Genomic DNA, 12,081 nt, shown 5'->3' with positions numbered 1-12,081 from the left:
TCGCCATATAGGGTTGGGGGGCAGCGCTGTCAACGCGATGTCCGGGTTCAGTACATATGAGACTGCTGGAGATTTCCGCAGCTGATGGACTGGAGGTACTCGGCGGGGGTTTTCATGTCGAGAGCCTCGTGTGGCCTGACGTGGTTGAAGCGGTGTGCGAAGGCATCGACGAATGGCTGTAGTTGGTCGATGCGATGGGGCAGGTCGTAGGATTCGTAGAACTCGTATCGCCAGCATCCCTGGTTTCGTTCGACGGCGCCGTTGAGTTGGGGGCTTTTGGGAGGGAGGACGAAGAGCGGGAGGCCGCGGATTTGGCAGGCGGTCTCGAACTCAGCCCTGAACTCGGAGCCGCCGTCGACCTGGATACCGGTGATCGGGAAGGGTGCTTCGGCTATGAGCTTGTCGAGGAGGGCGGTGGCATTGGTGGCGGTGGCGCTGGCGGCGACCTTGCCGAGGGTCCACTTTGCGACGGGATCATAGGCTGTGAAGTGCTTGATCGCCTTGCCGGGTCGGATGTTGATGAAGAGCGTGTCGATCTGGACCAGCTGGCCTGGGAGCGATGGCCTGAGGCCTTTGGGCAGGCGACGGGCGTGTCGTTCCTTGTTGTTGTAGCGGAAGCGGCGTCCTCCGGGTTTTCTGCGCAGCAGGGGCACGGGGACGACTGCTCCTCTGGCGACGAGTCTTCGAAGGATGCGCCCGACCGTCGAGACGGAGGTCATGAAGCCTTCGCGGGCGAGCAGCACGGCGATCTTGCGCTTGCCCCACATGGGGTTGTCGAGCCGCAGTTCCTCGACCGCTTCGGCGAGTGCTGGCGACCAGCGCGGCTGGCGCACCCGCAGTGGCCTTCGGCTCAGCGGCTCCGGCCGCTTCTCCCAGCGGTAGAGGGTTGCGCGCGGGACACCCACGGCCCTCGCCGCGGCAGCGGCGCAGAGCCCTTCGCGGATGGCCTGCCGCCAGCGATGAACAATGTCTCGCCTGATCGCCGCTTCGCTATCGGGGGCTTTCGCGCCGATCAGGCGAGACATCAACTGGGCGGTTCTGCTAACGCGGCCTGGCAGGTGAAATACTTGCATCGGGGGTCTCCTTCAGCTGGTGTGTTGCAACCTCAGCTTCGAAGACCCCCGAGTCTTTCTCAAGCCTCGCGTCTCAAATGTGTCTGGACCCGGTCACGCGAGGAGTGGCATCGCGGCGGGAAGGAAGCACGCGTCCACCCTTCCGCTTGCGCAGGCAAGGAAGCAGGATTTGCGCCAATTTGGAACGACTCGTCCCGCTCAGGACACGGTTCGGCAGCAATTGCGTGGTCATCGGCTGCTCCCATGCGTTGAGACCCTGACTCCAACATCAAATTCTCAAGGAGAGACAACGCGATGCGAAAGATCGCTTTAGTGACGACCCTTTTCCTCAGTACCGCGCTTGCCGCCGGTGCGCCGGCCATGGCGCAGGACGCGCCTGCGGCGGCCGCGAGCGGACCTGATCTTACCCCCGGTACCATCGTATATGATAGCGAAGGCGCAGCCATCGGTCCGATCGCGAGCGATGCGGGCGACAATGTCGTCGTGACGCTGAACGAGAAGCCGGTGACCCTCCCCAAGAACGCGTTTGCCAAGGGTGAGAAGGGCCCGGCGATCACCATTACCGTCGCGCAGCTCAGCGCTGCGATCGACCAGGCAGCGGCCGCGAACGCGCAGGCGCTCGAAGCCGCACTCAAGCCCGGTGCCGAAGTGCGCAGCGCTAACGGATCAGCCGTTTTGGGCACGGTCAAGCTTGCCGACGCATCGGGCGTCGTGGTGACGACCCCGTCAGGGGACGTCAAAGTGCCCAAGAGTGCCTTCTTCGTCGGCCAGAGCGGACTGCAGAGCAGTTTCACTGCCGAACAGTTTGCCGCCGCGATGCAGCAGGCGAGCCAGGCTTCAGCGGCGGACGACGCCGCGGTCGCCGCCGCGCTCACGCCTGGCGCCGAGGTGCGCGGCCTTGAAGGTACGGCAGTGCTCGGCACGGTGAAGTCGTTCGATGCCCAGAATGTTGTCGTCACGACGGAGAGCGGTGACGTCGCGCTGCCCAGGAGCGCCTTCAACATGGGGCCCAGCGGCCTTAGCGCTGCCTACACCGCCGAACAGTTCGCAGCCGCCGTTGCCCAGGTGACGGGCGCTGAAGCTCCGCAAACCGCCGATGCGGCTCCGGCCGAGGAAGGTGAGCCAGAAAGCCGTCAGGCCAATTAAGCTCATTGGGCTTTGACAAAAGGGGCGCGAGGCAAATGCGTCGCGCCCTTTTTCATGCCAGTCGCAGCGAAAGCGCGAAGCCGCCGCCTCCCTATCCCGCTGGAAGCCGCAGGCGCACCAGCAGTCCGCCGAGGTCCTCGCTTTCCTCCAGTCCGATGCTGCCACCGTAAATTTCGGCGACGTCGCGGACGATCGCAAGACCGAGGCCGGTGCCTGGCTTGCCCGTATCGAGCCGCACTCCGCGATCGAAGATGCGCACCCGATCGACGGGAGAGATGCCAGGGCCGTCGTCCTCAACGAGTATTTCGGCCATGCCGTCTTCGCGCTGGATCGTCACGAAGATGCTGCCGCCCCCATATTTGGCGGCGTTTTCGAGAAGATTGCCAACGAGTTCGTCGAGATCCTGCCGCTCGACCCTTGCGACCAGCCTCTTGTCGCCTGCAGCGTCGAGCCGCACCTCGGGGTAAAGCGCTCCGACCGCACGCGACACGCCCTCGACGCTTTCCCATACATTAGCCCGCGCCTGCGCAGCGCCGCGGCGCCCGACCGCGCGGGCGCGCGCAAGGTGATGCTCAACCTGGCGCTGCATCGTGGCCGCTTCCCGGCGGACCGTCTCGGCCAGTTCGCTGTCCGAGCTCGTTGCGCTGTTGACGAGCACGGTGAGCGGCGTCTTCAGCGCGTGCGCGAGGTTGCCCGCGTGAAGCCGCGCTTCCTCCGCCTGCTTCTCATTGTGCGCAAGCAGCGCATTGAGCTCCTCGACCATCGGCTGCACCTCAAGCGGCAGCGGCGCGATCACGCGGCGGTTCTCTCCGCCCCGCATCGCGGCAATCGCACGCCGGATGTGGCGTAGCGGCCAGAGACCGTAAAAAGTCTGGAGCGCTGCAAGCGCGATCAATCCCAGTCCGAGCAGCCCCAGGCTCGGGATGAGCGTTGCGCGCACGGCGCGGATCTGGAGGTCCAGTGTCTCGCGCGACTGCGCAATCTGAAACCGCCACCTGGTCTTGCTGCCCGGAAGCACGACGTCGCGCTCGAGCACGCGCAATTCCTCGCCGGGAAATTGATGGCTGTCATAGGTGTGAAGCTCTTGGTCGTCGTGCGCGTCGGATGTCGCGAGCCGGCGCTCCCACAGCGAGCGCGAGGGGTAGGGCTCCTGCCCTCCACCACTGATTTGCCAGTAAAGGCCGCTATAGGGTTCAAGAAAGCGCTGGTCGCCGAGCGGCTGGATCAGGCGAACCTCTCCGTCGGGACCGATTTCCGACGAACGTATCATCGCAATCAGGACATATTCGAGCCCCGAATCAAAATTGCGGGTGATCGCCCCGGTGAGCACCCGGTCGAGGGCAAAGCCGCCGCCGAGAAGAAGCACCGAGATCCAGAGCGCCGCGATCGCAATCATCCGGCGCGCGAGCGAGCCGGTGATCCGGCTCCTCAGCGCCTGCGGTTTACCCGCCGCATCCGGGTCCGTCTCGACCACCGGGGCGACGCGGGCTTCGGCCATGCGCGCGCGCCGCGTCAGTTCTGCGGGTCGTCGAGCTGGTAGCCGAGACCGCGAATTGTCGTGATGATGTCCGCGCCCAGCTTCTTGCGGATGCGGGTCACGAACACTTCGATCGTGTTCGAATCGCGATCGAAATCCTGATCATAAATATGCTCGATCAGCTCGGTACGCGACACCACCTTGCCCTTGTGATGCAGGAGATAGGAGAGGAGCTTATATTCCTGCGCGGTGAGTTTGACCGGCTGTCCGTCGAGCGTGACGCGGCCCGAGCGCGTGTCGAGGCGCACCTTGCCGGCGGTCAGTTCGCTCGACGCATTCCCCGAGGCACGGCGGATGAGCGCACGCAGCCGAGCAATGAGTTCTTCGGTCTGAAACGGTTTGGCGAGATAATCGTCGGCGCCCGCGTCAAGCCCCGCCACCTTGTCCGACCAGCTGTCGCGTGCGGTCAGGACCAGCACGGGGAAATTGCGCTTTTCCTTGCGCCAGCGGTCGAGCACGGTCAGCCCGTCGATCTCGGGCAGACCAAGGTCGAGAATCGCCGCGTCATAGTCCTCGGTCGATCCCAGGAAATGGCCGTCCTCGCCATCGGTAGCGAGATCGACCGCATAGCCGTTGCCTTCGAGCGTGGCCTTGAGCTGCGGCCCCAGCGTGGGCTCGTCCTCGACAATCAAAATCCGCATTCAGGCGCCTTTCAACCGCGGCCGGCGACGCGCCGGTCCGTCTGTTCGTCTCTATCAAGTCGGAACGATCATCGCAAAATGTCGTTGCGCGATTCGTGGGCAACGGATCGTCAGGGCTTCCGCCCCACGATCCGGCCGGTGCGCGCATCGACATAGACAACGACCACCTGACTACCGTCCATGAATTTCAGCGCATAGATCATGCGCCGCGCGTCAAACTGCGGTCCGCCCAGATAGGTCATGTCATTGTAGGGCGGGCGCGAGCGGACTTCGGCGATCAGCCGTCCAAGCGGGATGACCTGCCCTTGCGCTGCCGCCTCGCGCAGATGCGCCTGATCGCGGTCACGATCGCCGCGCGCAGCGGCAGGCGCCCCGGTGGCGAGGAGCAGCGCGAACGCAAGCGGGATGGTCAAAGCGCGGATCATGGCCCCGTCCTAAGGCAAGCGCATTGAATAGGCGATGAATGATCCGTTCGGCGGCCGTACGGCCTTCGGGATCATGGTGGGCGCGGCAAGGATTGAACTTGCGACCCCACCCGTGTGAAGGGTGTGCTCTACCACTGAGCTACGCGCCCGTCCCGGCTCCGATCAAGGCGGACATCCGAAAGCGGGACGTCCATAACCGTTGCGGCGATGATTGCAACGGCGATTTGCATGCTAGCCTCAATCGGATGCAAGTCGGGCCGCGGCTTGACGCCGCGGCCCGAATGTCATTCGCCAGAAGGCACCGGCAACTTAGTTGCAGGCGTCCTTGAGAGCCTTGCCGGCCTTGAACTTCGGCTGGTTCGACGCCGCGATGGTCATCGTTTCGCCGGTGCGCGGGTTGCGGCCGGTCGACGCCTTGCGCTTGCTGACCGAGAACGTCCCGAAACCGACCAGACGGACTTCGCCGCCCTTCTTCAGGGTCGCAGTGACCGCGTCGAAAACGGCTTCAACCGCCTTGCTCGCGTCACCCTTGGTGAGGCCGCTCGAGTCAGCGACGGTGGCGATCAGGTCTTGTTTGTTCATGCCTAAGGAACCCCTGTGTGTGGTTGGATAAGTGATTCATGGCCGGGCCATGGCGCGCCACTAACGCTGTTTGACCCCGGCTTGTCAAAGCAAAAAATGGCGGGAAACGTCATAAAATGACGTTTTTGCGGTGAAAAGACGGCCCGGCAGCGATCGCCGGGCCGTCCCGGTCAGTGTCGAATCGCCGTTTCGGGGTCGGCCCCCGAACCGTGCGGCGGAGATGCCGCCAGCTCGTCGGCTTCCGTCCACTCGATGGGTTCCACTGGTGATACCAGCGCCTCGGCAAGCACCTGGTCGACGTGGGACACCGGGATGATCTTGAGCTGGCTCGTGATATTCGCCGGGATCTCGACCAGATCCTTTTCATTTTCCTCGGGAATGAGGACCGTTGTGATCCCGCCGCGAAGCGCCGCCAGCAGCTTCTCCTTGAGGCCGCCGATCGCGAGCACGCGTCCGCGCAGCGTGACTTCGCCCGTCATCGCCACATCCTTGCGCACGGCGATACCGGTCAGCGTCGAAACCATGGCCGTCACCATGCCGACCCCGGCCGAGGGACCGTCCTTGGGAACCGCGCCTTCGGGCAGGTGGATGTGGATATCCTTGCGCGCAAAAAGGCTCGGCTTGATGCCGTAAGCCGGGGCGCGCGCCTTCACGAAGGAGAGCGCCGCCTGCACCGATTCGGTCATGACCTCGCCAAGCTTCCCGGTCGTGCGTACCTGGCCCTTGCCGGCGGCGGTGACCGCCTCGATCGTCAGGAGCTCGCCGCCGACTTCAGTCCAGGCAAGCCCGGTGACCGCACCGACCTGATCCTCACGGTCCCCGACGCCGTGGCGGAACTTGCGCACGCCCGAGAATTCGGAAAGATTCTCGGGCGTTATCGTCACGCTCTGCGCCTTGCCTTCGAGAATCTTGCGCAGCGCCTTGCGCGCAAGGCGCGCAATCTCGCGCTCGAGCGTCCGCACGCCCGCCTCGCGGGTATAATAGCGTATGAGATCGCGCAGCCCCTCTTCGGTGAGCTCGAACTCGCCCGGCTTCAGCCCGTGCGCCTCGATCTGCTTTGCGATCAGGTGGCGCTTTGCAATCTCGACCTTTTCATCCTCGGTATAGCCTTCAAGGCGGATGATCTCCATGCGGTCGAGCAAGGGCTGCGGCAGGTTGAGCGAGTTGGCCGTCGTCACGAACATCACGTCGGAAAGGTCGACGTCAATCTCGAGATAATGGTCCTGGAACTTCGCATTCTGCTCCGGATCGAGCACTTCGAGCAGCGCCGAGGCGGGGTCGCCGCGGAAATCCTGGCCAAGCTTGTCGATCTCGTCGAGCAGGAACAGCGGGTTCATCGTGCCGGCCTTTTTGAGGTTGGTCACGATCTTGCCCGGCAAGGAGCCGATATAGGTGCGGCGGTGCCCGCGGATCTCGGCCTCGTCGCGCACGCCTCCAAGCGACTGGCGCACGAACTCGCGGCCCGTCGCTTTCGCGATCGAACGGCCAAGCGAAGTCTTGCCGACGCCCGGCGGGCCGACGAGGCAGAGGATCGGCCCCTTCAGCTTGTTGGTACGCGCCTGAACCGCGAGATATTCGACAATCCGGTCCTTGACCTTCTCGAGCGCATAATGGTCGTCGTCGAGAACCGCCTGTGCGGTCGCGATGTCCTTCTTGAGCTTGGACTTCTTGCCCCAGGGAAGCCCGAGGAGCGTGTCGAGATAGTTGCGCACGACGGTCGCCTCGGCGGACATCGGCGCCATCGAGCGCAGTTTCTTGAGCTCGGTTTCGGCCTTGGCGCGCGCTTCCTTCGACAATTTGAGCTTGTCGATCTTCGCCTGCAGCTCGGCAAGATCATCCCCGCCGTCGCCATTGTCGTTTCCAAGCTCGCGCTGGATCGCCTTCAGCTGCTCGTTCAGATAATATTCGCGCTGGCTCTTCTCCATCTGCCGCTTCACGCGGCCGCGAATCTTCTTCTCGACTTGCAGAACGCCAAGCTCGCCCTCCATGAAAGCGAAGACCATCTCAAGCCGCTTGGCGGGCGCATCTTCAACGAGCAGTGCCTGCTTGTCGGCGACCTTGATGTTGAGGTTGCCCGCGACCGAGTCCGCAAGACGGGAAGCATCGTCAATCTGCGAAAGCTGCACCGCGGTTTCGGCGGGCATCTTCTTGTTGAGCTTGGCATAATTTTCGAACTGCTCGACGACCGAACGCATCAGGGCGGCGGTGTCGACGCTGTCGTCGGGGGTGTCGGCAATCGGCGTCACGTGCGCCATTACCGCTTTGTCTTCGGCAGAAAGCGAGGCGAGTTTCGCGCGCTCCTTGCCTTCGACAAGCACGCGCACAGTGCCGTCGGGCAGCTTCAAGAGCTGCAGGACGGTCGCGATCACCCCGACGTCGTACAAATCGTCGCGCTGCGGGTCGTCTTCGCCGGGATCAAGCTGAGCAACGAGGAAGATTTCCTTGTCGGCTTCCATCGCCACTTCGAGCGCTGCGACCGAGCGGTCGCGGCCCACGAACAGCGGCACGATCATGTGCGGAAAAACGACGATGTCACGCAGTGGCAACAGGGGGAAAGATTGCGTCATTGTGGCTCCTGGGCGGCGGCGCGAACCGGCATGCCGTCCGTTTGTAAGATTATCCGCCCTAATATGGCGTAACTTGCTTCAGGTTCAATGACGCCAGGCTGAACAGGGGTTCGCTCACCCCTCGCCCGAGCAGCCAGCCTGCCGGTCGGATTGGCGCTACCAACGCTCACGACTTCAGAACGGCAGCTTGAACCCGGGCGGGAGCGGCAAGCCACTGGTCATCTTGCCCATTTCCTCGTTGCTTGCCTGGTCGGCCTTTTCGCGCGCGTCATTGAACGCAGCGGCGAGCAGGTCCTCCAGCATCTGCTTTTCGGAAGGGACCATCAGGCTATCGTCGATACGGATCGACTTGATGCGGCCTTTGGCGCTCGCGAGGATCCGTACAAGACCCCCGCCCGAGACGCCTTCGACTTCGACGCTATCGAGCTTCGCCTGCGCCTCCTGCATCTGCGCCTGCACCGTAGCGGCGGCTTCCTGCGCCGCCTTCATCATTTCTTCGATCGACTTCATGGGCTCGACCTATGGCGATTGTCTTCGGGCGGTTCAAGCCTTGCGTCGGGAAAAGCCGCCAGGGCGGCCTTCACCACGGGCAGTTCGCGGATGCGCGCTTCATTATCCGCGATCTTCGCCTGCTCGACATCTCCGAGACTCGGCCGTGCCGCGCCTTCGCCCGGGCCCACCTGCCAGCGCGTTCCTGTCGCCGCAAACAGGGCGTCGCCAAGATCGCGGGCAAAGGCCTCGCCGAGCGCTGGCGCGGGCGCGAAAATCAGCCGGCCAGGCTCGAGTTCGATCAACTTGAGATGGTCATAGACAAGCCCCGCAAGACGATGATTTCCCTTGCTTTCCAGAAGCTGATGAATTTGCGCTATCGTCAATGCGGAGGGAGGCGCCTCGGCATGCGGCGCCTCGGCGGCGGCAGGTGCTTCTGCCCGCTCCTGTCCCGCCGGCGGCGCGGGCGTCGTTTGGGCCAGTGCCGAGAGACCGCCCGATTCGAGCAGCTTTGCAAGTTCGCCCGGATCCGGCATCGACGCGGCATAGATCACGCGCAGCAGCAGCATTTCGAGATGCTCGAGCGGATTGTTGGCGCGCAGCACCTCCTCATGCCCCTTGAGCAGGAGCTGCCAAAGCCGGTTGAGCGGCGCAAAGCCGAGCTTTTCTGCCCAATCCCCGATCCGCTCGCGGTCCGCGGCAGCGAGCGCGGGATCGTTGTGGCGTGAGACTTTGGCGAGCGTGATCGCGTGGACAAGGTCCATCAGGCCGCGCACCATCGCGACAGGCTCGATCCCCAAGGCATATTGAGCGCGCGCGAGGTCGATCGCCCCGCCGGCTTCGCCTTCCAATATCGCCGCCATCAACTGGGCGATCGACGAGCGATCGGACAGACCGAGCATCGCACGCACCTGATCGGCGGTGATCGTGCCGCCGCCATCGAGGTCGGCATGGGCGATAGCCTGGTCGAGAATTGAAAGACCATCGCGCACCGATCCCTCGGCGGCGCTCGCGATAAGCCAGATTGCGGGGGCCTCGGCCTCGACGCCTTCCTTTTGCAGGATTGTGCTGAAATGCGCAAAAAGCATGTCGGGAGTGATGCGGCGAAGATCGAAGCGCTGGCACCGCGAAAGCACCGTCACGGGCACTTTGTTGACCTCGGTCGTCGCGAAGAGGAACTTGACGTGCGGCGGCGGCTCTTCGAGCGTTTTCAAAAGCGCATTGAAGGCGTTACGCGACAACATATGCACTTCGTCGATGATGTAGATCTTGTAGCGCGCCGAGACGGCGGCATAGCGCACAGCCTCGATGATCTCGCGCACATCATCGACGCCCGTGTTGGACGCGGCGTCCATCTCGATCACGTCTATATGGCGCCCCTCGGTGATCGCACGGCACGGCTCGCATACCCCGCAAGGGTCGATTGTCGGCCCGCCCTGACCGTCGGGACCAATGCAGTTCAATGCCTTGGCGATGAGCCGCGCGGTCGAGGTCTTGCCGACTCCGCGCACCCCGGTCATCAAGAAGGCATGAGCCAGCCGGTCGCGCGCGATCGCATTGCCCAGCGTCTTCACCATCGCTTCCTGTCCGATCAACTCGGCGAAGGTCTGCGGGCGATATTTGCGGGCGAGGACCCGGTAGGGGCCGCTCGACGCCGCGGGCGCAGGCGTCTCCGGCAGGTCCATGCCCAGCATCGGCGTGTCGTCGTCGGCGGAATCGTCCATGGCCCCGTCTTAGGGGCGGCGCGCCATCTTGTCGAAGGGGGAAATGGGTGGGAGCCGGAACGACCCGCAGCGAATTCGTTGCGGCTGCTTCCTTCCGGACCTGACCGGGTTGGCGAAGACTGCGTCCGCCCGACTCCCGCGGCGCATATGGCGAGGCCAGGCAGGAATTGCAAGCTGGCACGCTCGCCGCTCGCGCCAGCGTGCCGAGAGCCGGCTGGATCGGCGGGGCGCGCCCGCACAGTTCAAAGGCCTTGCCGCGCCGCTCCCGAGCGGGTTTGATCCTGCAAAGGAGCGCCAAGAGGAGGCACACCAACCCTTCTGTCAGGCAACACGCTTCCGCGTCTCGGGCCGTGTGACAATCATCCCGGTCATCCATTTACGAGGTGCGCGAATGGCAAGGTTGACCTTTGCCGGCCTCCGATAAGGCAGCGCAATTGCTTCCAGCCGGCGCGCGCGACCTCATCATGTCAGCGCGGCCCCTGCATATTGCGGCTTTCGGCCGGGATGTGCACCGTCAGCCCGTCGAGGTCCTCGGTCAGAACGATCTGGCACGATAGGCGGCTGGTGCGCCGCACCCCTGCCGCGAGGTCGAGCATATCCTCTTCTTCCTCGCTTGCGGGCGGCAGGCGCCCGAAATCTTCCTTCGCCACGATGACGTGGCAGGTCGAGCAGGCCATCTGCCCCTCGCATGTTCCTTCAAGCGGCATCATATGCGCCTGCGCCACGTCGAGCAAAATGTCGCCGGGGGCCGCTTCGGCCTCGGTTCGCCGCTTGCCATCGGCGTGGATGAAAGTGACCCGCATCAATTGACCCCCTGCAGCCGCGCAGCCGCCTTGATCGCGTCGAGCCCGCCGCGAAGCTCGTCCTCGCTCGTATAGCGTCCCCAGCCGAGCCGAATCGAGGCGCGCGCGTCGGCTTCGCTCACGCCCATCGCGCGCAGTACATGGCTGACCTTGCCCGACCCGCTGCCACAGGCGCTGCCAAGCGAAAAGGCTATATCGCGTGCGTCGGACATCAGGCGCAGACCATTTACGCCTTCGCGCCGCACGTTGAGATTGCCGTGATAGCGCGAGTTCGCCGCGCCGTTGATTGTCCACTCGGGCAGCATGTCCATGGCAAGCGACCACAGCCGCTCGGCATGCTCCGCATCGGCATCGAACCGCTCGGCCGCCAGCGCCGCCGCAGCCCCAAAGCCTGCACACAGCGCCGGTGAGACCGTGCCCGAGCGCATTCCCAGCTCCTGCGCGCCGCCGAACATCAAGGGTTCAAGATCAACGCCGTCGCGGACCCAAAGCGCGCCAATGCCCTTGGGTCCGTGGATCTTGTGCGCGGACAGCGCGATAAGGTCAGCCGCATCGGGGATCGCGATGCGGCCGTAGCCCTGCACCGCGTCGCAAAGCAGCAGGCTGTTCTTCGCATGCGCCGCGGCGGCGAAATCGGCCACCGGCTGCACCGTACCGACCTCGTTGTTGACCAGCATGACCGCGACGATGCCGTTTTCGGGGATCAAGCTCTCGTCGGGTGGCAATGCGATGCCCTCACCGTCCACGGGCAGGATTGCGGCATCGAGCCGCTCGAGACATTGGAGCGAGGCGGCATGTTCGATACTGAGCCCTGCAACCCCGCCCGGCTTCGCTTCCGCGCCGCGAAACAGCGCCCAGTTGAGAGCCTCGGTCGCGCCCGAGGTAAAGAAAACGCGTCCCCCTGCCGGCAGCAGCGCCGCAACCTGATCGCGGGCAACCTCGACCGCCGCTGCGGCGGCGCGCCCCGCCTTGTGCGTGCTCGAGGGGTTCGCGAAGCTGTCCCCTTCGTTTCCCAACCAGCGCAGCATCGCCTCGCGCGCTTCGGGCGCAAGCGGCGTGGTGGCCTGATAGTCTAGGTAGATCATCGTGCGAGC

Annotated in this window: 11 protein-coding genes, 1 tRNA gene and 1 other RNA gene; 1 reads left to right on the top strand and 12 read right to left on the bottom strand. The window is 64.3% G+C overall.

Annotation, left to right across the window (positions count from 1 at the left end):
* Nucleotides 1-47: 47 nt before the first annotated feature.
* Nucleotides 48-1,073: an integrase core domain-containing protein gene (locus LH20_RS07425; protein WP_053553662.1), complete on the bottom strand. Its 1,026-nt coding sequence runs from the start codon at nucleotides 1,071-1,073 to the stop codon at nucleotides 48-50.
* Nucleotides 1,074-1,385: 312 nt separating this feature from the next.
* Here LH20_RS07425 and LH20_RS07420 point away from each other — a divergent pair, with 312 nt between their 5' ends.
* Entirely contained in the window at nucleotides 1,386-2,219 is an 834-nt protein-coding gene (locus LH20_RS07420) for a hypothetical protein (RefSeq protein ID WP_200905448.1), read from the top strand.
* A 91-nt stretch (nucleotides 2,220-2,310) separates the two neighbouring features.
* On the opposite strand, the gene LH20_RS07415 is transcribed toward LH20_RS07420, so the two are convergent.
* From LH20_RS07415 to LH20_RS07370, 11 genes are all read right to left on the bottom strand, one after another.
* A complete protein-coding gene (locus LH20_RS07415; RefSeq protein WP_053556157.1) occupies nucleotides 2,311-3,615 on the bottom strand; it encodes a sensor histidine kinase in 1,305 nt (434 codons plus the stop codon).
* 116 nt (nucleotides 3,616-3,731) lie between these two features.
* Nucleotides 3,732-4,397 carry a response regulator transcription factor gene (locus LH20_RS07410; protein ID WP_053553661.1) on the bottom strand — a complete coding sequence of 222 codons (666 nt, stop codon included), beginning with the start codon at nucleotides 4,395-4,397 and terminating at the stop codon, nucleotides 3,732-3,734.
* 110 nt (nucleotides 4,398-4,507) lie between these two features.
* Nucleotides 4,508-4,822: a hypothetical protein gene (locus LH20_RS07405; protein WP_053553660.1), complete on the bottom strand. Its 315-nt coding sequence runs from the start codon at nucleotides 4,820-4,822 to the stop codon at nucleotides 4,508-4,510.
* 74 nt (nucleotides 4,823-4,896) lie between these two features.
* Nucleotides 4,897-4,971 (bottom strand) — tRNA-Val (locus LH20_RS07400).
* Between the two features lie 160 nt (nucleotides 4,972-5,131).
* Nucleotides 5,132-5,404 carry an HU family DNA-binding protein gene (locus tag LH20_RS07395; RefSeq protein ID WP_053553659.1) on the bottom strand — a complete coding sequence of 91 codons (273 nt, stop codon included), beginning with the start codon at nucleotides 5,402-5,404 and terminating at the stop codon, nucleotides 5,132-5,134.
* Between the two features lie 170 nt (nucleotides 5,405-5,574).
* The gene (gene lon / locus LH20_RS07390; protein WP_053553658.1) at nucleotides 5,575-7,971 is read right to left on the bottom strand and encodes an endopeptidase La; all 2,397 of its coding nucleotides are present in this window, start codon (nucleotides 7,969-7,971) and stop codon (nucleotides 5,575-5,577) included.
* A 174-nt stretch (nucleotides 7,972-8,145) separates the two neighbouring features.
* Nucleotides 8,146-8,481 carry a YbaB/EbfC family nucleoid-associated protein gene (locus LH20_RS07385; protein WP_053553657.1) on the bottom strand — a complete coding sequence of 112 codons (336 nt, stop codon included), beginning with the start codon at nucleotides 8,479-8,481 and terminating at the stop codon, nucleotides 8,146-8,148.
* The gene (locus LH20_RS07380; protein ID WP_083455341.1) at nucleotides 8,478-10,184 is read right to left on the bottom strand and encodes a DNA polymerase III subunit gamma/tau; all 1,707 of its coding nucleotides are present in this window, start codon (nucleotides 10,182-10,184) and stop codon (nucleotides 8,478-8,480) included. The genes LH20_RS07385 and LH20_RS07380 overlap by 4 nt, the downstream gene beginning before the upstream one ends.
* Nucleotides 10,185-10,227: 43 nt before the next feature.
* An RNA gene (gene ffs / locus LH20_RS22850) (signal recognition particle sRNA small type) lies at nucleotides 10,228-10,325 on the bottom strand.
* Nucleotides 10,326-10,651: 326 nt separating this feature from the next.
* Nucleotides 10,652-10,987, bottom strand: coding sequence for a 2Fe-2S iron-sulfur cluster-binding protein (locus tag LH20_RS07375; protein WP_053553656.1), 336 nt, complete (start codon nucleotides 10,985-10,987; stop codon nucleotides 10,652-10,654).
* Nucleotides 10,987-12,072: a cysteine desulfurase family protein gene (locus LH20_RS07370; RefSeq protein ID WP_053553655.1), complete on the bottom strand. Its 1,086-nt coding sequence runs from the start codon at nucleotides 12,070-12,072 to the stop codon at nucleotides 10,987-10,989. The genes LH20_RS07375 and LH20_RS07370 overlap by 1 nt, the downstream gene beginning before the upstream one ends.
* Between the last annotated feature and the right edge of the window lie 9 nt (nucleotides 12,073-12,081).

Source organism: Sphingopyxis sp. 113P3 (assembly GCF_001278035.1).
Lineage (GTDB): Bacteria > Pseudomonadota > Alphaproteobacteria > Sphingomonadales > Sphingomonadaceae > Sphingopyxis.
The sequence above is the reverse complement of the archived record's forward strand: the minus strand, read 5'-3'. Positions and strand labels throughout refer to the sequence as shown.

Bases quoted from the DNA above. Each gene is read 5' to 3' on its own strand.
- LH20_RS07395 (WP_053553659.1), bottom strand. From the start codon at position 5,404: ATGAACAAACAAGACCTGATCGCCACCGTCGCTGACTCGAGCGGCCTC.
- LH20_RS07405 (WP_053553660.1), bottom strand. From the start codon at position 4,822: ATGATCCGCGCTTTGACCATCCCGCTTGCGTTCGCGCTGCTCCTCGCC.
- LH20_RS07380 (WP_083455341.1), bottom strand. From the start codon at position 10,184: ATGGACGATTCCGCCGACGACGACACGCCGATGCTGGGCATGGACCTG.
- lon (WP_053553658.1), bottom strand. From the start codon at position 7,971: ATGACGCAATCTTTCCCCCTGTTGCCACTGCGTGACATCGTCGTTTTT.
- LH20_RS07370 (WP_053553655.1), bottom strand. From the start codon at position 12,072: ATGATCTACCTAGACTATCAGGCCACCACGCCGCTTGCGCCCGAAGCG.
- LH20_RS07410 (WP_053553661.1), bottom strand. From the start codon at position 4,397: ATGCGGATTTTGATTGTCGAGGACGAGCCCACGCTGGGGCCGCAGCTC.
- LH20_RS07375 (WP_053553656.1), bottom strand. From the start codon at position 10,987: ATGCGGGTCACTTTCATCCACGCCGATGGCAAGCGGCGAACCGAGGCC.
- LH20_RS07415 (WP_053556157.1), bottom strand. From the start codon at position 3,615: ATGATTGCGATCGCGGCGCTCTGGATCTCGGTGCTTCTTCTCGGCGGC.
- LH20_RS07385 (WP_053553657.1), bottom strand. From the start codon at position 8,481: ATGAAGTCGATCGAAGAAATGATGAAGGCGGCGCAGGAAGCCGCCGCT.
- LH20_RS07425 (WP_053553662.1), bottom strand. From the start codon at position 1,073: ATGCAAGTATTTCACCTGCCAGGCCGCGTTAGCAGAACCGCCCAGTTG.